Here is a 21233-nt window from a genome sequence, read left to right on the forward strand (position 1 = left end):
GAGAGTTTGGGGAAGGCGCGTTGGTGATTGACGACAACGCGGCAGATGTGCGTGCCCAGCCCCGCGACGCCGCCCCCCATTTGCCGGTCGGTCTAAGTAAGTACGCAAGTCGACACCACTGTGAAAGGATCTCCATCGATCATGAGTAGCACGTGGATCACGCGCGCTGAGACCAGCGCCGACATCCCCGCTCTCCGCGCGATCAACGTCGCCGCCTTTCCCACCGCTCAGGAAGCCAACCTCGTCGACGCCCTGCGCGCCGACCCGAGCGCGTGGATTGACGGCCTGTCCCTAGTCGTCGCAGATGAGAACGGCACCCCCGTAGGTCACGCACTGCTGACCCGTTGCCACATCGACGACGCCCCGGCCCTGTGCCTGGGTCCTGTTGCCGTCCGGCCCGAGAAACAGAACTCCGGCGTCGGCTCTGCTGCGGTTCTGGCCGCACTGACGGCAGCCAAGAACACGGGCGAGCACTATGTCATCGTCTTGGGGCACCCGACCTACTACCCCCGGTTCGGATTCACCCGCGCCTCCACGCACGGCATTGGCTTGACCATCAAGGTTCCGGACGAGGCCCTGATGGCTCTCACCCTTGACGCCAACCACCCGCTGCCCAGCGGAACGGTCCGCTACGCAGCACCGTTCGGTATCTGATCCATCCTCGCTGTGCGGGGCACACTGCGTTTCGGGCCCACGCCGGCCCAGGAGCCTCGCGATCGCGCGTGCTACGCACATCTACCGCTGCCGCAGTGCGAACCACAGTTCCGTCCGTACGTCCATGTCGTCCAGGTCCGCGTCCAGCAGCGTCGCGCAGCGGGCGATGCGTTGGCGGACCGTGTTGCGGTGGACCTGGAGGGCTGTGGCCGTGCGGTCCCAACTGCCGTGCAGGCTCAGCCAGCAGCGCAGGGTCTCGGTCAGGGGCTCGTTGAGCGGGGCGAGCAGGGCGCGGGCGTGGGCCTCGGCCTGGTCGAGAGGGATCAGGGCGGCCAGGCCGCCTCCGGTACCGGTGTCGTGGTGGGCCAGCGGGGTGCGGGTGGCCATGGCGCGGCCCAGGGCGCGGGACGCCTGGCCGTCGGCGAGGTCGAGGGCCGTGATGGGTGTGGGGGCGGAGGCGCCGAGGGTCCAGCCGGGCTGCGGGGTGATCCGGCCGCCGCCGGGGATCAGCACCCTGACGGCGTCCCGGCCCCGGCCCGCGTCGACCAGGGCCGAGCCGAGAGCGGCGCCCAGTGCGCCGGTGGTGAGCGGATCGATTGGGCCGTCGCCGCTGCGGCATGCGTGCACCACCGTCCACTGCTCGGCACCACCCAGCAGCGGGGCGACATGCTGCGGGTCCGCGCCCAGCAGCATCCGTACGAGGGCCGCCGACCGGCCCGCCGCGTCCGCGCCCTGATGCGGGGCGGCCAGCAGGGACAGCAGGACGACCGCCACCCCGGCGATCGTGTGGTCGCCCGCCTCGCGCCGGTCCGTCGCCAGCGCCAGGACGAGACCCTGGCCGCCGCCCAGTGCGTACGCGGACAGGTGTGCGTCCCGCAGTGTGTCGGTGGCGGACGTCGGGGCGGGGCGCGTCACGGCGGAGACCACCCGGGTGAGCCGGGCCAGCGCCGCCCCGACCTCGGGGGCCGGGCGGCCGCCCGCCGCGTGTAGCTCCTCGCCGTCCGCGGAGAGCAGCACCGCCCGGCCCTCCAGGTGTGCCGCCAGCTGGTGCAGCACCGCGGGGATCGGGTCGGGCCGGGCCGCCGCCGTGGCCAGGGCCTGCTGGGCGCGGGTTACCCGGCGCAGCTCGCGGTGCCGGGCCTCGGCCATCAGCCGCCATACCGCCCGGGCGATCGCCGTGAACGGGGTCTCGGGCTCCACCTCCACCAGCGGCAGGCCGTGCCGGTCGCACGCCTCGATCAGCGCCTGCGGCACCGTGTCGAACACCGGCGCCACCCCGAAACCCAGCGCCGCCGCCCCCGCCTCCACCAGCCGGGCCACATAGGCGTCCGGGTCCTTGAGCTGCACCCCGGCGCTCAGCAGCAGCTCACCGCCGAGCAGATACGGGTACGGGTCGGCCATCTCCGAGGTGTGCACCCACAAAAGATCCGCCTCGGCCGGGCCCGCGAGCCAGCGCAGCCCGAGCTCTTCACGGGCGAGCAGATCGGTGAGCGGGACCGGGGGAGTGGGAGGAGCGGGGGGAGTGGAGGGAGCGGGCGGGGTGAACCCGGCCAAGGATTCCGGCATGGACGGTCCATCCATCGGTGACACGAATTTTGGATGAAACGTACACTTCAGTGCCGCTTGCGGGCCACCTACCGTCTTCACCACATACGACGTGCGTACTTGGCATACGACGTGCGTACTTGACTGAAACGGAGGAAGCCCATGGCTGTCGACTACGCGGTGATCATCGTCTATCTGGCCGGCATGCTCGCCATGGGCTGGTGGGGCATGCGCCGCGCCAAGTCCAAGAGCGAATTCCTGGTGGCCGGACGCCGCCTCGGCCCCTGGATGTACTCCGGCACGATGGCCGCCATCGTCCTCGGCGGCGCTTCCACCATCGGCGGCGTCGGCCTCGGCTACCAGTACGGACTCTCCGGTGCCTGGATGGTCTTCACCATCGGCCTCGGGCTGCTCGCCCTGTCCATCTTCTTCTCGGCGCGCATCGCCCGGCTGAAGGTCTACACCGTCTCCGAGATGCTCGACCTGCGCTACGGCGGCCGGGCCGGGCTCATCTCCGGTGTCGTCATGTGGGCGTACACGCTGATGCTCGCGGTCACCTCGACCATCGCGTACGCCACCATCTTTGACGTCCTGTTCGACATGAACCGGACCGTCGCGATCATCCTCGGCGGCGCCATCGTCGTCACGTACGCGACGCTCGGCGGCATGTGGTCGATCACGATCACCGACATGGTGCAGTTCGTCGTCAAGACCATCGGTGTGCTGCTGCTCCTGCTCCCCATCGCGGTGATCCAGGCGGGTGGCTTCAGCGAGATGAAGGCCAAGCTGCCCGCCTCGTACTTCGACCCGTTGGGCATCGGCGGCGAGACGATCTTCACGTACGTGCTGATCTACAGCTTCGGCATGCTGATCGGCCAGGACATCTGGCAGCGGGTGTTCACCGCGAAGAGCGACCGGACGGCGCGCTGGGGCGGCACGGTCGCCGGTACGTACTGTCTGGTGTACGCGATCGCCGGCGCCGTCATCGGCACCGCCGCCAAGGTCCTGTACCCGAATCTGCCCAGCGCGGACGCCGCGTTCGCCACCATCGTCAAGGAAGAACTGCCCGTCGGCATACGAGGGCTGGTCCTCGCCGCCGCGCTGGCCGCGGTGATGTCCACGTCCTCCGGTGCGCTGATCGCCTGCGCCACGGTCGCCAACAACGACATCTGGTCCCGGCTGCGAGGCGTGGTGTCGCGAGGCGGCGGCGAGGAGCACGACGAGGTGAAGGGCAACCGAGCCTTCATCTTCATCATGGGTGTCGCCGTCATCGCCATCTCCATCGCGCTCAACGACGTGGTCGAGGCCCTGACCCTCGCGTACAACCTGCTCGTCGGCGGTCTGCTGGTGCCGATCCTCGGTGGTCTGCTGTGGCGCCGCGGCACCGCGGCGGGTGCGCTGGCCGCGGTGTCGGTCGGTGGCGTCACCGTGATCGGCCTGATGGCGACGCACGGAATCCTCGCCAACGAACCGATCTACTACGGGCTGCTGGCCTCACTCGCCGCGTACGTGATCGTCTCGCTGGCCACGAAGCCGACCGACGCGGCCGTGCTGGCCGCCTGGCGTGAGCGGCTGGCGGGGCGGGGTGCCGAGCCCATGGAGTCCGACACGGAGCCGGTCACCGCATAGGACCGACCGGCAAATGGGCGGGCGGGCTTGATTTTGCCCCGGCTGTCCTCAAGCGCCGGGTGGCTCCACTCCGTCCCGGCTGTGCTCCGCCCCGGCGCACTCGAATATCGTACGAACGCCCACAAAGCGTGCACCACCTCGGCGTCACCACGCATCGCAACAAGAAAGGCATCCACCATGAGCAGCAACGAAACGCCGCGCGGTCCGATCGACTCCTCCCGCGTCCCGCGGTACGCCGGACCCGCGACGTTCGCCCGGCTGCCCCGCCTCGACGAGGTCCCCGCCGCCGATGTCGCCGTCGTAGGCGTGCCCTTCGACACGGGTGTCTCCTACCGCCCCGGCGCCCGCTTCGGCGGCAACGCGATCCGTGAGGCGTCGCGCCTGCTGCGCCCGTACAACCCGGCGCAGGACGCCTCGCCGTTCGCCCTCGCGCAGGTCGCCGACGCCGGTGACATCGCCGCGAACCCGTTCAACATCAATGAGGCCGTCGAGACGATCGAGGCCGCTGCCGACGACCTCCTGTCCACCGGCGCCCGCCTGATGACGCTCGGCGGCGACCACACCATCGCGCTGCCGCTGCTGCGTTCCGTGGCGAAGAAGCACGGCCCGGTCGCCCTGCTCCACTTCGACGCCCACCTCGACACCTGGGACACCTACTTCGGTGCCGAGTACACCCACGGAACCCCGTTCCGCCGGGCCGTCGAGGAGGGCATCCTCGACACCTCCGCCCTCTCCCACGTCGGCACCCGCGGCCCGCTCTACGGCAAGCAGGACCTCGACGACGACGCCAAGATGGGCTTCGGCATCGTCACCTCCGCCGACGTCATGCGCCGCGGTGTCGACGAGGTCGCCGACCAGCTGCGCGAGCGCATCGGCGACCGGCCGCTCTACATTTCCATCGACATCGACGTCCTGGACCCGGCGCACGCCCCCGGCACCGGCACCCCCGAGGCCGGCGGCCTGACCTCCCGCGAACTCCTGGAGATCGTCCGCGGGCTGTCCTCCTGCAACCTGGTCTCCGCCGACCTGGTCGAGGTCGCCCCCGCGTACGACCACGCCGAGATCACCTCCGTCGCCGCCTCCCACACGGCGTACGAACTTACGACGATCATGTCCCGCCAGATCGCAGAGGTCCGCACGAAGTGAGCCACGACCACCACGACGAGCGGCCGCAGCTCACCCCCGAGCAGATAGCGGCCGCTCTGAACCCCCCGGCCGGACGCAACGGCGGCGACCTCGTCGTCGAGACCCTCCAGGGCCTCGGCGCGACCACCGTCTTCGGCCTGCCCGGCCAGCACGCGCTGGGCATGTTCGACGCGCTGCGCCGCTCGTCCCTGACGTACATCGGCCTGCGCGTCGAGAACAACGCGGGCTTCGCAGCCGACGCGTACGGCCGGATCACCGGGGAAGTCGCCCCGCTGCTGCTCTCCACCGGGCCGGGCGCCCTCACCTCCCTCGCCGCCCTCCAGGAGGCGGCTGCGGCCTCCGCTCCCGTGCTGGCCATCTCCAGCCAGATCCCGACCGCGGGTCTGGGCGGCGGACGACACGGCTACCTGCACGAACTGAGGGACCAGAAGGCGTCGTTCCGTGACATCGTGAAGTCGGTCCACACCGTCCGTACGGCCTCCCAGATCCCGTCGGCGATCGCCGCCGCCTGGGAGTCCGCGCTGACCGCCCCGCACGGCCCGGTCTGGGTCGAGATCCCGCAGGACGTACTCCTCGCCGAGACCACGCTGCCCGTCGTCACGGCGATGGACGCCACCCCGCGCGAACTGCACGCCCGCCCCGAACTGACCGCCGTGGCGGCCGATCTGCTGTCGAAGGCGGAACGTCCGGCGGTCATCGCGGGCGGCGGAGTCGTACGCTCCGACGCGTCCGGCAAGCTGCTCGCGCTCGCGGAGAAGATCGACGCACCGGTCGTCACCACCTTCGGCGGCAAGGGCGCCTTTCCGTGGGAGCACCCGCTCTCTGTCCAGTCCTGGCTGGAGGACCGCCACACGACGGACTTCCTGGAGTCCGCCGACGTGCTGCTGGTCGTCGGCTCCGGACTCGGTGAACTCTCCTCGAACTACCACACGTTCGCCCCGCGCGGCCGGGTCATCCAGATAGAGGCCGACGCCGGCAAGCTGGAGTCCAACCACCCCGCACTCGGCATCCACGCCGACGCCCGCGAGGCCCTGGCCGATCTCCTCGACGCGGTCGACCGCCGCGCGGACCCGTCGGCACCGGACCGTGTCCGTGCGGTCCTCGAAGCGGTACGGGACAGGATCGCCGGCCAGGACCTCACCCTGGAGCAGCAGCTCATCGCCTCGGTCCGCCAGGCGTTGCCCGACACGTCCCCGAGCTTCTGGGACATGACGATCCTCGCCTACTGGGCCTGGTCCGCCTTCGACGCCCGCCACCCGAACACAATGCACTCGGCCCAGGGCGCGGGCGGCCTCGGCTACGGCTTCCCGGCCGCCCTCGGTGCGGCGGCGGCCGACCGTACGAAGCCGGTCCTGGCGGTATCCGGCGACGGCGGCGCGATGTACTCGATCGCGGAACTGGCCACGGCCCGCCAGTACGACCTTCCGGTCACCTGGCTGATCGTCGACGACGGCGGCTACGGCATCCTGCGCGAATACATGACGGGCGCCTTCGGCGAGGCCACGGCGACGGAACTCTCCCGCCCCGACTTCGTCGCGCTCGCCGAGTCCTTCGGCGTCCCGGCGGTCCGTACGACCCCCGAGAAGCTCGCCGACGACCTGGCGAAGTCTCTTGCGGAGCCCGGCCCTTCGGTGGTCGTGCTCCCGGCCCTGCTGAGGATGTTCGAGCCGACGCATCTGTAGGACGCCTGCCCGCCAGCGACCCCCCGACTGCCGGGATCGCGGGCGGGCTCACTTCCTCGGCGGGTGTTCCTTCGTCGCCGACTGCATGGGCAGCCGGTCGTATGCCGGTCGCAGGAAGGTCGTAGGAAAGTGGCAGGAAGGCCGTAGGAAGGTCGTCGTACCGGCCTACGACCATGGACCCGTCTCTGTAACGGCGGGATGAAATCCGCTGCCCACCGCGTTGTCGCCTTCCGGTAGACCACGTCGAACGGGAGGCACCGGTGACGGACGCAGGGAGCGCAGACGGCGCGGCGCAGACCCAGGGCTGGGCTCGGCGGCTGAGCGGTTACGCATGGCGCTACCGGCGCGATGTGCTGCTGGCGCTCGGCTCGTCGCTGGCCGGTATGGCGGTGATGGCCGTCGTCCCGCTGATCACCAAGGTGATCATCGACGATGTCGTCGGCAACCACACCAGGTCCCTCACCGTCTGGACCGGACTCCTCATATTCGCCGCCGTACTGGTGTACGTATTCACGTACATCCGCCGCTACTACGGCGGCCGGCTCGCCCTCGACGTACAGCACGATCTCCGTACCGAGATGTACGGGACGCTCACCCGCCTCGACGGGAAGCGCCAGGACGAGCTGTCCACCGGGCAGGTCGTCGGGCGTGCCACCAGCGACCTGCAGCTGATCCAGAGTCTCCTGTTCATGCTCCCGATGACCATCGGGAACGTGCTGCTGTTCATCCTCTCCCTGGTGATCATGGCGTTTCTCTCACCCCTGCTCACCCTGGTCGCGGTCACCGTCGCTCCCGTCCTCTGGTTCATCGCCCGCCGCTCCCGCGCCCGTCTCTTCCCCGCCACCTGGTACGCCCAGGGTCAGGCCGCCGCAGTCGCCGGAGTCGTCGACGGGGCCGTCTCCGGGGTCCGGGTCGTCAAGGGGTTCGGGCAGGAGGAACAGGAGACCGACAAGCTGCGAGAGGTCGGGCGCAGACTCTTCGCCGGACGGCTGCGCACCATCCGGCTGAACTCCCGCTACACCCCCGCCCTCCAGGCCGTCCCCGCGCTCGGCCAGGTCGCGATGCTGGCCCTTGGCGGCTGGCTCGCCACCCGCGGCGAGATCACCCTCGGCACGTTCGTCGCGTTCTCCACCTACCTCGCCCAGCTCGTCGGCCCGGTCCGGATGCTCGCCATGGTCCTCACCGTCGGACAGCAGGCCCGGGCAGGTGTCGAGCGCGTACTTGAACTGATCGACACCGAGCCGACCATGAAGGACGGCACCAAGGAACTCCCGGCCGACGCCCCCGCGAGCGTCGAGTTCGACGACGTACGGTTCGGGTACGCTCCGCTACCCTCCGACTCCGCCACTGACAACGACCTCGGAAGCGGAGCCTCGGACCGCCCCGTCCTCGACGGGTTCTCGCTGACCATCGAGCCAGGTGAGACCGTCGCCCTCGTCGGCGCGTCCGGCAGCGGGAAGTCCACCGTCTCGCTGCTGCTGCCCCGCTTCTACGACGTGACGCACGGCGCGGTCCTGGTCGGCGGCCACGACGTCCGCGAGCTGACCCAGCAGTCCCTGCGCGCCGCCATCGGCCTCGTACCGGAGGACAGCTTCCTGTTCTCCGACACCATCCGCGCCAACATCGCGTACGGCGTCCCCGACGCCACCCAGGAACAGATCGAGGAAGCGGCCAGGGCCGCCCAGGCCGACCGGTTCATCGCTGAGCTGCCCGAGGGCTACGACACCAAAGTCGGTGAGCACGGACTCACCCTCTCCGGCGGCCAGCGCCAGCGCGTCGCGCTCGCCCGCGCCATCCTCACCGACCCCCGGCTGCTCCTCCTCGACGACGCCACCTCCGCTGTCGACGCCCGTGTCGAGCACGAGATCCACGAGGCACTGCGGCAGGTGATGGCCGGGCGGACGACCCTCCTGATCGCCCACCGCCGTTCCACCCTCGGCCTCGCCGACCGGATCGCAGTCCTGGAACACGGCAGGCTCGCCGACATCGGTACGCACGAGGAGCTGGAGCGCCGCTCCGCGCCCTACCGGCGGCTGCTCACCGACCCGGACGAGCTGGGCGGCACCTCGCCCGGACACCAGCCGCTGACCACCGCCGCCGACACGAGTCCCGAGGACGACCGCGCGCTCCAGGAAGAGCTGGACGCCGAGTTCGACGCCGAGCGCGGCATCAGCCCCCGTCTGTGGATCCGCAAGGAGGAGCCGCGCGACACCGGTGTGGCCGGTATGCCCGCGACGCCGGAGCTGCTCGCCCAGGTCGAGGCGCTGCCGCCCGCCACCGACACACCCGGCATCGACGAGGCGCGGGCCGTCAGCGCCGAGGAGTCGTACGGGCTGCGCAGGCTGCTGCGCGGCTTCGGACTGCCGCTCCTGGTGAGCCTGGCGCTGGTGGCGGTGGACGCGGGCGCCGGACTCCTGCTGCCCGTACTGATCCGGCACGGCATCGACCAGGGTGTCTCGCAGCTCGCACTCGGCGCCGTCTGGGCGGCGTCCGCGCTGGGCCTGGTGGTCGTGCTCGTGCAGTGGGCGGCCCAGATCGGCGAGACCCGGATGACGGGCCGCACCGGCGAGCGGGTGCTGTACTCACTGCGGCTGAAGATCTTCGCGCAGCTCCAGCGGCTCGGCCTGGACTACTACGAACGCGAGCTGACCGGCCGCATCATGACCCGGATGACGACGGACGTGGACGCACTGTCGACGTTCCTGCAGACCGGTCTGGTTACGGCCTTCGTCTCCGTCGTCACCTTCTTCGGCATCATGGTCGCGCTGCTCGTCCTGGACGTACAGCTGGCCCTCGTCGTCTTCGCGACGCTGCCGGCGCTGTTCATCGCGACGTTCTTCTTCCGCCGCAAGAGCGCCAAGGCGTACGAACTGGCCCGGGAACGCATCAGCGTCGTCAACGCCGACCTTCAGGAGTCCGTCTCCGGGCTGCGGATCGTGCAGGCGTTCCGCCGCGAGCGCGACGGCGCGGACCGGTTCGCGGAGCGCAGCGACCACTACCGCCAGGCCAGGGTCCGCGGCCAGTGGCTGATCTCGGTCTACTTTCCGTTCGTGCAGCTGTTGTCGTCGGTGGCCGCGGCATCCGTACTGATCGTCGGCGCAGGCCGGGTCGACAACGGCACGCTCACCACTGGTGCGCTGGTCGCGTACCTCCTCTACATCGACCTGTTCTTCGCCCCGGTTCAGCAGCTCTCCCAGGTGTTCGACGGCTACCAGCAGGCCACCGTCTCCCTCGGCCGCATCCAGGAACTCCTGCGGGAGCCGACCTCCACCGACGCCCCGGACGAACCGCTGGACGTGCAGTCGCTGCGTGGCGAGATCGTCTTCGAGGACGTGTCCTTCGCCTACGGCTCCGGCGACGACACCGAGGACGCCCTCACCGGCGTCGACCTGCGGATCCCGGCCGGCCAGACGGTCGCTTTCGTCGGCGAGACGGGCGCCGGGAAGTCCACCCTCGTCAAGCTCGTCGCCCGGTTCTACGACCCGACGGGCGGCCGGGTCACGGCGGACGGCACCGATCTGCGCCGCCTCGACCTCACCGCGTACCGGCACCGGTTGGGAGTTGTACCGCAGGAGGCATACCTCTTCGCCGGAACGGTCCGCGACGCCATCGCGTACGGGCGGCCCGACGCCGCCGATGCCGAGGTGGAAGCGGCGGCGCGGGCGGTCGGCGCCCACGACATGATCGCCACCCTGAACGGCGGCTATCTGCACGAGGTCGCCGAGCGGGGCCGTAACCTCTCGGCCGGCCAGCGCCAGCTGATCGCACTTGCCCGCGCAGAACTCGTCGACCCGGACATCCTGCTGCTCGACGAGGCGACCGCCTCCCTCGACCTGGCCAGCGAGGCCCTGGTCAACCAGGCGACCGACCGTTCCTCAAGCTCTCAACTTCGTTCGAGCAGGGGAGGCCCCATTTCCGGCCGCCGCACCACCCTCATCGTTGCCCACCGGCTGACCACCGCCGCCCGCGCCGACCGAGTCGTGGTGATGGACGACGGCCGGGTCGTCGAGGACGGCACGCACGACGAACTCCTCGCCCGGGAAGGGCACTACGCCGTGCTGTGGCGCACCTTCATCGGGGAGGACGAGCCCGCGGGGGTGTGAGAGCCCGGGGGCCGCCCCCGTTTGCCGGTCGGTCCTACTCGCCGATACTGGAGATCTTGCCGGTCCGAAGGTCCGACCGCACGGTCAGATACGAGTACGTGGGGTGCTTGCCGCTGCTCCAGGTGAGCCGCACCTTCGACCAGGTGTGGCCCGCACCGCTGTCGCCGGAGGTGACCCGGAAGGCGAGCGGGGTGTTCTGGGCGCGGAGCACACCGTCCGCGTGGTTGCTCTTCTCCCAGGCCTTCAGCTGGGTGTGCAAGGGGGGTGTCAGATAGAAGGTCCGCAGGGCGGTGGCGAGCTTGCCGCCGCCCTCCGTCGTGACGGCATCGATGTAGGCGCCGTAGAAGTGGGCAACCTGCTGGTACGACGGATTGCCGGCGTCGCTGCGTACCGGCGCCGCGGCCACCGGGGCCGTCGCAGCGGCCGGGACCGCGGCGACGGCGGTGAGGAGAGCGGCGGCGAGCAGCGTCCGGCCGATGGCGCGCCGGCCGCGGGCTTCCTGTGAGTTGCGGAGTTGGAGCATGGCAGTACCTGCCTTTCGTATGGCTCTGCCCTGTTGGAGTCATGCTGTGGCGATTTGGTTGCCCCGGAGGCTGAGCGCGCCGGGTGCAACCTCCGGATGGCCTCCTGCGTCGTACGCATGTACGCGCATGTGCCGAGCAAGGGCGTAAGTGTTCGATCGGACGATGGGGCTGCTGGTGATCAGAGGGACCGAAGAGGTTGGAAAGGCCGGAGCGGTCGGCGGGGACGGAAGCGGGCGGGGGCGCCGGATGTTTGTGCGTCTTTTCGCCCTGCCGCTGGTCGCCGCCGTCGGTCTGGTGCTCAGCGACGGTGCGGCGAACAGCGCCGACGCCGCAGCGGCCTGCTCCGGGCGCCCCGCGAAGACGGTCGCGTTCAAGACCGGCGAACTGCGCGTCTACAAGAGCCGCTCCTACGCCTGCGCGGTCGCAGTCGCGAAGAAGCCCGGCCCGCGCCGCAAGATGTCCGTACTCATCCAGGCGCGCGGCGGCAGCCCCGTCGTCGACAGCGGCAAATACACCAGACAGGCCGGCCCGGTGACGGTCCATGCGCTGAACCGGTGCGTCCGGGCCTCGGCCACGATCTCGGGAAAGTCCGGTTCCACGGGCTGGATTCTCTGCTGACGGCGGCGGCTCGCCGTCGTCAGCGCCAACAAGGGCTGGCGGCAAAGGTGTTGCCCCGCTAGGTTCGCGACGTCTGTTGTGAATCAAGGGGAGGGTGCATGCGCAAGGCGCTCAGAGGGATTCTGTCGCTCGCGGTGCTCATCGGCACAGTGAGTGCGACCGGTGCCTCGGCCGGGGCGGCCACCGCCGCGGAACCGACCGCGCTACGGACCACGGCCGGCAGCGACAGCGGCACGAGCACGGACATCAAGGACCGCATCCTGGCCATCCCGGGAATGAGTCTCATCGAGGAGAAGCCTTACCCAAGCTCTCAACTACGTTCGAGCAGGGGAGACTCCACTGCGGGCTACCGCTACTTCGTCCTCAACTACACCCAGCCGATCGATCACCGGCACCCGTCCAAGGGCACCTTCCAGCAGCGCATCACCCTGCTGCACAAGGACACGTCCCGCCCGACGGTCTTCTACACCAGTGGCTACAACGTCTCCACGAACCCCAGCCGCTCCGAGCCGACCCGGATCGTCGACGGCAACCAGGTCTCCCTGGAGTACCGGTTCTTCACCCCGTCCCGCCCGGCGCCCGCCGACTGGTCCAAGCTCGACATCTGGCAGGCCGCCAGCGACCAGCACCGCGTCTTCACCGCGCTGAAGCAGATCTACACCAAGAACTGGCTGGCCACCGGCGGCTCCAAGGGCGGCATGACCGCCACGTACTTCGAGCGGTTCTACCCCAAGGACATGGACGGAGTTGTCGCGTACGTCGCACCCAACGACGTGGTCAACAAGGAGGACTCGGCGTACGACCGGTTCTTCGGACACGTCGGCACCAAGGAGTGCCGCGACAAGCTGAACGGTGTGCAGCGCGAGGCACTGATCCGCCGCGAGCCGCTGGAGAAGAAGTACCAGGAGTACGCGGCCGGGAACGGCTACACCTTCAACACCGCCGGCTCGCTCGACAAGGCGTACGAAGCCGTCGTCATGGACTACGTCTGGGCGTTCTGGCAGTACAGCCTGCTGTCCGACTGCGACTCCATCCCGGCCGACGCCAAGTCCGCCTCCAACCAGGCGATCTGGGACTCGATCGACTCGATCTCAGGCTTCTCCGCCTACGCGGACCAGGGCCTGGAGAGGTACACGCCGTACTACTACCAGGCGGGCACCCAGCTCGGTTCGCCCGACATCGAGCAGCCGTGGCTCGACGGGCTGAGCCGGTACGGATACCAGCCGCCGCGCAACTTCGTGCCGCGCTCCATCCCGATGAAGTTCCAGCCGTCGGCGATGCGCGATGTCGACAGCTGGGTGAAGCACCACGCCAACCACATGCTGTACGTGTACGGGCAGAACGACCCCTGGGGCGCGGAGCGCTTCCGGCTCGGTGCGGGCGCCCGTGACAGCTATGTCATGACCGTGGCGGGCGGTAACCACGGCTCCAACGTGGCCGGGCTCGCCGACGACGACAAGGCGAAGGCCACCGCGGCCATCCTGCGCTGGGCGGGCGTCGCTCCGGCCGCCGTGCAGGAGGACCCGGCAAAGGCGAAGCCGCTCGCGAAGTTCGACGAACGGCTCGACAAGCGGGACGTGATGAGCGAGCGCGGGCTGCGCCCGTAGGCGGTCCTCGGGCCGGGGAAGGGGCTGTGCGCCTGCACAGCCCCTTCCCGCTTTCCGGGGGCGGGGCTCTCAGTACGTCAGCCCGTAACCGACCGGGTACAGCACCTGCGCGGGATTGTCCGCGTGCTGCACCGGCACCGGCAGCGTGCCCTTCGGTTCGGCGCGGCCCGCGATCACCCGGGCGGCGGCCCGCAGTTCGACATCGGTCCAGGAGTACGTGGCCAGGTTCGCCGCGAACCCGGTCCCGGACAGCCGGGCGATGTCGTACGGATTGCGGATCGCGACCGTGATCACCGGGATGCCGGTTGCCGCGAGGGCGCTCACCAGGGTGCGCTGCGAGCTGGTCGCCGAGACGTTGTACGTCCCCACGATCACCGCGTCCTTGCCCTGTGCGGCCGCCACCGCCTCGTCGATCTTCGCCTTGGTGGGGGCGGTGCCGGTGGACAGCGCGGTCGCCGCGTACCCCAGTTCGCCGAAGGCGGTGGCCAGGGTGGTGGTCGGCGGTCCGGTGGTGCCGGACGGGGAGGCCGGATCGGCGCCGACCACGAGCAGGTTCTTGTGGGAGCGGCGGGAGAGCGGCAGCACCGCGCCGTCGTTGGCGAGCAGTGTTGTCGTGCGCTCGGCGATCCGGTCGGCGGCGGCGAGATGTGCCCGCGTTCCGACGGTACGGTCCACCCCCGCGTGGCTGACGAACGGGTCGTCGAACAGCCCGAGCTTCGTCTTCAGCCGCAGGATCCGCAGAATCGATTCCTCGATCCTGGCCTCGCTGATCTCACCGTTCTTCACGGCCTTCAGGACGGCGTTCCAGGCGACGTCGAGGCTCGGCGGGTTGAGCAACTGGTCGACGCCCGCCTGAAGTGCGAGGACCGGCACACGCTCGTCGCCGTACTTCGTCCGTACGCCCTCCATGCCGAGCGAGTCGGTGACCACGACACCGTCGTAGCCGAGCTCCTCGCGCAGGATGCCGGTGAGGATCGGGCGGGACAGCGTCGCCGGGTCCTCGGCCGGGTCAAGCGCCGGGACCACGATGTGCGCGGTCATGATCGAGTCGATGCCCGCGGCGATCGCGGCCCGGAACGGCGGCTCGTCCAGCTCCTCCCACTGCTCCCGGGTGTGGCGGATGACGGGCAGACCGGTGTGGCTGTCGGTGTTGGTGTCGCCATGTCCCGGGAAGTGCTTGGCCGTCGAAGCGACACCGCTGCTCTGATACCCCTTCACCTGGGCCGCGACCATCCCGGCCACGGACTGCGGGTCGGAGCCGAAGGAGCGTACCCCGATCACCGGGTTGGCGGGGTTGACGTTGACATCGGCGTCCGGGGCGTAGTTCTGGTTGATGCCGATCGCGGCCAGTTCGGCGCCCGCGATCTGCCCGGCCCGGCGGGCGTCGGAGGGCGAACCGCCGGCGCCCAGCGCCATCGCGCCCGGCATCAGCGTGGCGGGTTCGCCGACGCGGCAGACGATGCCGTGCTCCTGGTCGGTGGAGATGAGGAGCGGCAGGGGAGTGGGGCCGGCGAGACCGGCGCGCTGGATGCCGTTGGAGAGGTCGGTGATCTGGTGCGGGTCACGGGTGTTGTGCGCCCAGGCGAAGTAAATGATCCCGCCGACGTGGTACTTGGCGATCATCTCGGCGGCGGTACGGACCCCGATCTCCGCCATGTTGGAGTCGATGTCGGCCTGGTCGGGCTCGGTGGCGGAGTGCCCGTACACCCGCATCACGAAGAGCTGCCCGACCTTTTCCTCCAGGGTCATCCGGGAGATGAGCCGCTTGAGGCGCTCGGTGGTGGCAGCCGAAATGTGGTGTCCGCTGCTGTGCCCGCTGCTCGCGGACCTCTGGGCGGCGACGGCGCCGGGGGCGACGACCCCGCCGGTGACCGCGACTGCGGCGGTTGCAGCGGTGGCGGTGAGGAGGGTGCGTCTGGAGGGGCGGTGGTGCACGTGAGCTCCTTCGGCCGTTCTCGAGGGCGAGGGGTGGTGAAAGAAACTTCCAAGGAGCACGGATATCCAGAAAATAACTTCCGGTCAAGGGCCAGGACCGTTTCGGACCCGTCCGGTGCGTGAGCGGATGCGGGCGAATCCGGGCCGGTCCGGCCATTGGGGCGGGGTGTGCGAGGGTGCGGCGTCGGGCCCCTGCCTCAACACCCCTGCCGCAGCCCCACCGCTGCCCCGTGTGTCTGGAGTGCCGACACCGCCGCCGTGATCGCGGGCCGCCGGGCCGCCTCCGTACGCCACAGCGCATACAGCCGACGCACCGGTACGGGATCCAGCGGCACCGCCACGACCCCCGCCGGCAGCGGCCCCCGCCCCAGCCGCGGGATCATCGCGACCCCGAGACCCGCGGCAAGCAGGGCCAGCTGGGTGTGGTTCTCCTCCGCCTGGTGGCGGATGTCGGGCTCGTAACCCGCCGCGCGCAGCGTCCGTACGAGCCAGTCGTGGCAGACCGTCCCCGGTGGCTGGCAGATCCACCGCTCCTTCGCCAGCTCCTCGCGCCGCACCGCGTCCCGCCCGGCGAGCCGGTGCCCCTGCGGCACCAGCAGATCGCACCGGTCGTCACCGATCACGGCCTGCGCCACACCCTCCGGGGCAGGCAGCGGGGCGATGTCCCAGTCGTGCGCGACCGCCAGATCGATCACGCCCTTGGCTACCAGGTCGACCGAGAGGTGCGGATCGACCTCGGTCAACCGGACGTCCAGGGCGGGATGGTCCCGCTCCAGCCCAGCCAGCACGCCGGGCAGCAGCCCGCGCGCCGCGGACGCGAACGCGCCGATCGACAGCCGCCCCGTGGGCAACCCCCTGCGCTGCTCCAGTGTCGTCTCCGCGCGCTCCACGATCGCCAGCAACTGCTGGGCCGTCGCGGCCAGATGGAGCGCCTCCTCGGTCAGCGCGACACCGCGCCCGCGGCGTTCCAGGAGGGTCGTACGGGTCTCCCGCTCCAGCTTGGTGATCTGCTGCGAGACCGCCGACGGGGTGTAGCCGAGCGCGGCGGCGGCGCCCGCGACGGAGCCATGGACGGAGATGGCGTGCAGTGCGCGCAGCCGGGACAGATCGAGCACCGGAACCTCCCGGGGGACAGGGGCCTTCGTCCGGATCGCGGCGGCCCGATCCGGACGAAGGGACTTCGCGATTCGTTAGCAACACTCAATTCCACCATGAAGAAATGCGTGCTGGTGCTACATGATTGGTGTGGGTGATCCTCGGTGCATGCGTCCCCTCCACATCGCCCTGGCTGCCCTGGTGGCCGCCGTCTGGGGTGTCAATTTCGTCGTCATCGAGATCGGCCTCGGGCACTTCCCGCCGCTGCTCTTCTCCGCTCTGCGCTTCCTGGCCGCCGCGCTGCCCGCCGTCTTCTTCGTCGGCCGACCCAAGGTCGCGTGGAAGTGGATCGTGAGCGTCGGGCTCGTCCTCGGAGTGGCGAAGTTCGGGCTGCTCTTCATCGGCATGGACCGTGGCATGCCCGCCGGTCTCTCCTCCCTCGTGCTCCAGGTCCAGGCGGTCTTCACGACCCTCTTCGCGGCGCTCGCGCTTGGCGAACGGCCGGGCAGGACAAGGGTGTTGGGGATGGGAATAGCTCTCGCGGGCATCGGGGTGGCCGCGGTTGACGAGGGCGCGAGCGGTCCTGCACTCGCTTTCGCCCTGGTGATCGCGGCGGCGGCCTGCTGGGGTGTGTCCAACGTACTGACCCGCAAGGCCGCGCCGCCCGACTCCCTCAACTTCATGGTCTGGGTCTCGATTGTGCCCGTGCTCCCGCTGCTCGGTCTCTCCCTCCTCTTCGAGGGCTGGGACCGCGACGCCGACGCGCTGGCCGCGCTCGACTGGAGCGGCATCGGGATCATCGTCTACGTCGCCTGGATCACCACCGTCTTCGGCTTCGGGGCCTGGGGCTTCCTGCTGCGCCATCACCCGGCTTCGTCGGTGGCCCCGTTCACCCTGCTCGTCCCCGTCTTCGGGATGTCGTCGGCCGCGCTGCTGCTGGGCGAGTCCGTGAGCCCGCTGCGGTGGTGCGCGGCCGTGCTGCTGGTGGGCGGGGTGGCGCTGACGTCCTCGGCGGGGGCGCGCCGGCCGAGTCCCGCGATGGCGGAGACCGTAGAGCCGCAGTCGGCGCGTGTCTGAACCGGGCAGCTACTTCTTCGGCGCGCCCAGCCGCAGCAGATGCTCGCGTCCCGCGCTCAGCAGACCGGGCAGGCCGGCGGCTCCCGGGTGCCACCGCTTCTCGTATTCCCAGCAGACCCAGCTGTCCGGGTCCAGGCTCTCCAGGCACGCCCCGAGCGGCAGCACCCCGGCGCCGAGTGGCAGCGGCGTGACGTCGTGCGCCGACGCGATGTCCTTCACCTGCACATAGCCCAGGTGCGGGGCGAGCACCGCATGGCTCGCGGCCGGTTCCTCGCCGGCCAGCCAGGTGTGCATGATGTCCCACAGCGCACCGACCTGCCGGTGCCCGACCGTACCGGCGAGCCGGGCCACATCGGCGCCCGCCCGGTGCGAGTCATGGGTTTCGAGCAGGATGCGTACGCCCAGGTCTGCGGCGTGCGGAGCGGCAGCGGCCAACCGGCGGGCAGCGGCCGCGTCGGCCACGGCGGGGTCCTGGTCGCCGCCGCCAGGGAAGACCCGGACGTTCTGCGCACCGAGGTCGTGCGCCAGCTCCACCAGCCCGGCGAGTTCGTCCAGCACCGGCCGGTCGTCCCCCGCGGCCGCGACCCGGACATACCCGGCGACGGTCAGGATCTCGACGCCGCTCTTCTTGAACTCCTCGACGACAGCGGCCCGTTCAAGCACCGAAATACCCGGGTGCACCGGCTCCTCAGGATGGGCACGCAGCTCCACCCCCTGATAGCCGTGCTCCGCGGCTAGCCGGACGACGTCGGCCATCGGCATCCCCGGCACTCCGAGGGTCGAGAAAGCGAGCTTCACGTGCGATTTTCCTTCCGTCGGTGCCTGCCCGCCTGCACCGTACGGACAGGACAGCGGCCCGCACATCATCGACCCGGGGCGTGACATGCCAGTACCCGGCCCGCGGGAGGAATCAGCGGGAGGAACCGTCGGCGACGGGCACCGCTTCCAGGCTGTGCCATTCGTACCGACCGCGGCTGTTGCGCTCGGAGCCCGGGGCGGTGATGGCGAGATCGGGCGCGTGGCCGTACAGGCTGGACGGGAAATCGATCATCACGTGCGAGAGGATGTCGCCGTGGTTGGCAAGCTGCTGCTCGATCTGCGGGGCCGCCTTGAGGATGACCTTCCACTGGTTCTCGCCCTGCGGCGTCATGGTGATCTTCCCGCCTGCGATCTCGACGCGGTAGCCGCGGGGCAGTTGGACACCGTCCAGCGCGTCCCAGGCGCTTGCCGTGTCCATCGGCGTGGTCGTCATGCGGTCCTCCCGAATGCCGGTATTTGCACGATATCGCGTGGGTCACACCCGCGGCGGCGCCGTCGACCCCCGCACCATCAGCTCCGCCGCGATCGTCGCGATGCCGCCCGGCGGCGGCGTCTCCTTGCCCATCGCCAGCCGGCCCGCCCGCGCGCCCGCCTCGAAGAGCGGCAGCCGCACGGTCGTCAGCGCCGGGACCGCGTCCACGGAGAACGGCAGATCGTCGAACCCCGCCACCGAGATGTCCTCGGGGATGCGGAGACCGCGCTCCCGGATTGCCGCACTTGCGCCGAGCGCCACCGTGTCGTTGGCGGCGACGACGGCCGTCATCTCCGGTTCGCGGCACAGGAGTTCGAGGGTGGCGTCGTAGCCGGAGCGGCGGTCGTAGGGGCCGTGGACCGTGCGGCGCTCCTCGTCGCTGACGAGGCCCGCCGCACTCATCGCGTCGCGGTGCCCCTCAAGGCGGTGGCGGGTCGTCGTCCGTTCCGGCGGGCCCGCGACGTAGCCGATCCGCCGGTGGCCGAGCGAGAGCAGGTGCTCGGTGAGACGACGCCCCCCGCCCCGGTTGTCGAAGGCCAGCGCGGCCACGATCGCCTCGCTGTCCGGCAGCGGAGGCCGACCGCACAGCACCACCCGGGTGCCCGCGTCGGCGAGCTTCGCCAGCTTGGCGGACATCGCCGCCTGGTGCGTCGGGTCCTCCACGGCGCCGCCGGTCAGCACGACGGCCGCGGCGCGCTGGCGCTGGAGCAGGGTGAGATAGGTGAGTTCACGCTCGGGGGAGCCGCCGGTGTTGCAGACGACAGCGAGCTTCTCGCCGCCCGCCCGGCCCGAACCGCCCCCGGGCCCGCCGATCTCGGTCTGCGCCGCCCCCGCCATGATCCCGAAGAACGGGTCGGCGATGTCGTTGACCAGGATGCCGACCAGGTCGGAGGTGGCGGCGGCGAGAGAGCTGGCCGGCCCGTTCAGTACGTAGTCGAGGTCGTCCACCGCGCGCAGCACCCGCTCCCGGGTGGACGCGGCCACCGGGTAGTTGCCGTTCAGTACGCGGGAGACGGTGGCCGGGGACACCCGGGCGCGAGCTGCCACGTCCGCCAGCGTGACTGTCATCGCTTCCTCCGAGGGTTTTGGGCCGGTCCCTCTTGTCCGGGCCGCTGTCGGCAGGCTAGCGTCATCAGCGATAGAAAGCGCTTGCTACGCTGCATGGAGGAACTTTCGTGACACGCAGGACAGTGCGCATCGCCATGAACGGCGTCACGGGTCGCATGGGACACCGGCAGCACCTGGTGCGCTCGATCCTCGCAATCCGCGAGCAGGGCGGCCTCGATCTCGGCGACGGCGACGTGCTGTGGCCCGAGCCCGTCCTGGTCGGCCGCCGCGCCCACGCGCTGGAGGAGCTCGCCGCACAGCACGGACTGACCGAGTGGTCGACCGACCTCGACGCGGTCCTCGCCGACGACACCATCGACATCTACTTCGACGCCCAGGTCACCTCGGCCCGCGTCGAGGCGATCAAGAAGGCGATCTCCGCGGGCAAGCACATCTACACCGAGAAGCCCACCGCCACGGACGTCGAGGGCGCCCTGGAGCTGGCCCGCCTGGCCCGTGACGCCGGGATCAAGCACGGTGTCGTCCAGGACAAGATCTTCCTGCCGGGCCTGCTGAAGCTGAAGCGCCTCATCGACGGCGGCTTCTTCGGCGAGATCCTTTCCGTACGCGGTGAGTTCGGCTACTGGGTCTTCGAGGGCGACTGGCAGGAGGCCCAGCGCCCGTCCTGGAACTACCGTGCCGAGGACGGCGGCGGCATCGTCGTCGACATGTTCCCGCACTGGGAGTACGTGCTCCACGAGCTGTTCGGCCGGATCTGCACCGTGCAGGCGCACGTCCAGACGCACATCCCGCAGCGCTGGGACGAGCAGGGGAAGCCGTTCGCCGCCACCGCCGACGACGCCGCGTACGGCATCTTCCAGCTGGCCAGCGGCGCCGTCGCACAGATCAACTCCTCCTGGACGGTCCGCGTCAACCGCGACGAGCTCGTCGAGTTCCAGGTCGACGGAACCCACGGCTCCGCCGTCGCCGGACTTCGCAACTGCCGTGTCCAGCACCGCTCGGCCACCCCCAAGCCGGTCTGGAACCCGGACCTCCCGGTCACCGAATCCTTCCGCGACCAGTGGCAGGAAGTCCCCGACAACGCCGTCTTCGACAACGGCTTCAAGGCCCAGTGGGAGCTCTTCCTGCGCCACATCGTGCTCGACGAGCCGTACACCTGGGACCTGATGGCCGGCGCCCGCGGCGTCCAGCTCGCCGACCTGGGCCTGAAGTCCTCCGCCGAGGGCCGTCGCTTCGACGTACCGGAGCTGACGCTGTGA

16 protein-coding genes are annotated in these 21233 nt (G+C 70.3%); 9 read left to right on the forward strand and 7 right to left on the reverse strand.

The annotated features are described in order from the left end of the window. The first annotated feature begins 141 nt into the window (after window positions 1-141). On the forward strand, window positions 142-654 hold the full coding sequence (locus ABT115_RS06015; protein ID WP_351784520.1) for a GNAT family N-acetyltransferase: 513 nt from the start codon (window positions 142-144) through the stop codon (window positions 652-654). Window positions 655-735: 81 nt separating this feature from the next. On the opposite strand, the gene ABT115_RS06020 is transcribed toward ABT115_RS06015, so the two are convergent. Continuing rightward, entirely contained in the window at window positions 736-2220 is a 1485-nt protein-coding gene (locus tag ABT115_RS06020) for a PucR family transcriptional regulator ligand-binding domain-containing protein (protein WP_351784522.1), read from the reverse strand. 141 nt (window positions 2221-2361) lie between these two features. Between ABT115_RS06020 and ABT115_RS06025 the strand changes: the two genes are divergently transcribed. From ABT115_RS06025 to ABT115_RS06040, 4 genes are all read left to right on the forward strand, one after another. Beyond that, on the forward strand, window positions 2362-3828 hold the full coding sequence (locus ABT115_RS06025) for a sodium:solute symporter family protein (protein ID WP_351784524.1): 1467 nt from the start codon (window positions 2362-2364) through the stop codon (window positions 3826-3828). Window positions 3829-4005: 177 nt separating this feature from the next. Further along, entirely contained in the window at window positions 4006-4974 is a 969-nt protein-coding gene (gene speB / locus ABT115_RS06030) for an agmatinase (RefSeq protein WP_351784526.1), read from the forward strand. Continuing rightward, on the forward strand, window positions 4971-6656 hold the full coding sequence (locus tag ABT115_RS06035; protein ID WP_351784528.1) for a thiamine pyrophosphate-binding protein: 1686 nt from the start codon (window positions 4971-4973) through the stop codon (window positions 6654-6656). The genes speB and ABT115_RS06035 overlap by 4 nt, the downstream gene beginning before the upstream one ends. A 260-nt stretch (window positions 6657-6916) precedes the next feature. Then, entirely contained in the window at window positions 6917-10759 is a 3843-nt protein-coding gene (locus ABT115_RS06040) for an ABC transporter ATP-binding protein (protein WP_351784530.1), read from the forward strand. Window positions 10760-10793: 34 nt separating this feature from the next. On the opposite strand, the gene ABT115_RS06045 is transcribed toward ABT115_RS06040, so the two are convergent. Then, the gene (locus ABT115_RS06045) at window positions 10794-11282 is read right to left on the reverse strand and encodes a hypothetical protein (protein ID WP_351784532.1); all 489 of its coding nucleotides are present in this window, start codon (window positions 11280-11282) and stop codon (window positions 10794-10796) included. A gap of 247 nt (window positions 11283-11529) precedes the next feature. On the opposite strand from ABT115_RS06045, the gene ABT115_RS06050 reads away from it, so the two are divergent. Next, the gene (locus ABT115_RS06050; RefSeq protein WP_351784534.1) at window positions 11530-11901 is read left to right on the forward strand and encodes a hypothetical protein; all 372 of its coding nucleotides are present in this window, start codon (window positions 11530-11532) and stop codon (window positions 11899-11901) included. A 98-nt stretch (window positions 11902-11999) separates the two neighbouring features. Continuing rightward, window positions 12000-13508 carry a S28 family serine protease gene (locus ABT115_RS06055; RefSeq protein WP_351784536.1) on the forward strand — a complete coding sequence of 503 codons (1509 nt, stop codon included), beginning with the start codon at window positions 12000-12002 and terminating at the stop codon, window positions 13506-13508. Window positions 13509-13577: 69 nt separating this feature from the next. On the opposite strand, the gene ABT115_RS06060 is transcribed toward ABT115_RS06055, so the two are convergent. Together ABT115_RS06060 and ABT115_RS06065 are read right to left on the reverse strand one after the other, a co-directional pair. After that, window positions 13578-15443, reverse strand: a complete 1866-nt coding sequence (locus ABT115_RS06060; protein WP_351784538.1) for a glycoside hydrolase family 3 protein — start codon at window positions 15441-15443, stop codon at window positions 13578-13580. A gap of 197 nt (window positions 15444-15640) precedes the next feature. Further along, window positions 15641-16558, reverse strand: a complete 918-nt coding sequence (locus tag ABT115_RS06065; RefSeq protein ID WP_351784540.1) for a LysR family transcriptional regulator — start codon at window positions 16556-16558, stop codon at window positions 15641-15643. A 148-nt stretch (window positions 16559-16706) separates the two neighbouring features. Here ABT115_RS06065 and ABT115_RS06070 point away from each other — a divergent pair, with 148 nt between their 5' ends. Continuing rightward, a complete protein-coding gene (locus tag ABT115_RS06070) occupies window positions 16707-17615 on the forward strand; it encodes an EamA family transporter (RefSeq protein ID WP_351784542.1) in 909 nt (302 codons plus the stop codon). Window positions 17616-17624: 9 nt separating this feature from the next. On the opposite strand, the gene ABT115_RS06075 is transcribed toward ABT115_RS06070, so the two are convergent. From ABT115_RS06075 to ABT115_RS06085, 3 genes are all read right to left on the reverse strand, one after another. Next, window positions 17625-18413 carry a sugar phosphate isomerase/epimerase family protein gene (locus ABT115_RS06075; protein ID WP_351784544.1) on the reverse strand — a complete coding sequence of 263 codons (789 nt, stop codon included), beginning with the start codon at window positions 18411-18413 and terminating at the stop codon, window positions 17625-17627. A 112-nt stretch (window positions 18414-18525) separates the two neighbouring features. After that, entirely contained in the window at window positions 18526-18867 is a 342-nt protein-coding gene (locus ABT115_RS06080; protein WP_351784546.1) for a hypothetical protein, read from the reverse strand. 42 nt (window positions 18868-18909) lie between these two features. Further along, the gene (locus ABT115_RS06085; protein WP_351784548.1) at window positions 18910-19974 is read right to left on the reverse strand and encodes a LacI family DNA-binding transcriptional regulator; all 1065 of its coding nucleotides are present in this window, start codon (window positions 19972-19974) and stop codon (window positions 18910-18912) included. A gap of 107 nt (window positions 19975-20081) precedes the next feature. Between ABT115_RS06085 and ABT115_RS06090 the strand changes: the two genes are divergently transcribed. Next, window positions 20082-21233, forward strand: coding sequence for a Gfo/Idh/MocA family protein (locus ABT115_RS06090; RefSeq protein WP_351784550.1), 1152 nt, complete (start codon window positions 20082-20084; stop codon window positions 21231-21233).

The sequence above is a fragment of the Streptomyces sp. NPDC001832 genome (assembly GCF_040297265.1).
Classification (GTDB): domain Bacteria; phylum Actinomycetota; class Actinomycetes; order Streptomycetales; family Streptomycetaceae; genus Streptomyces.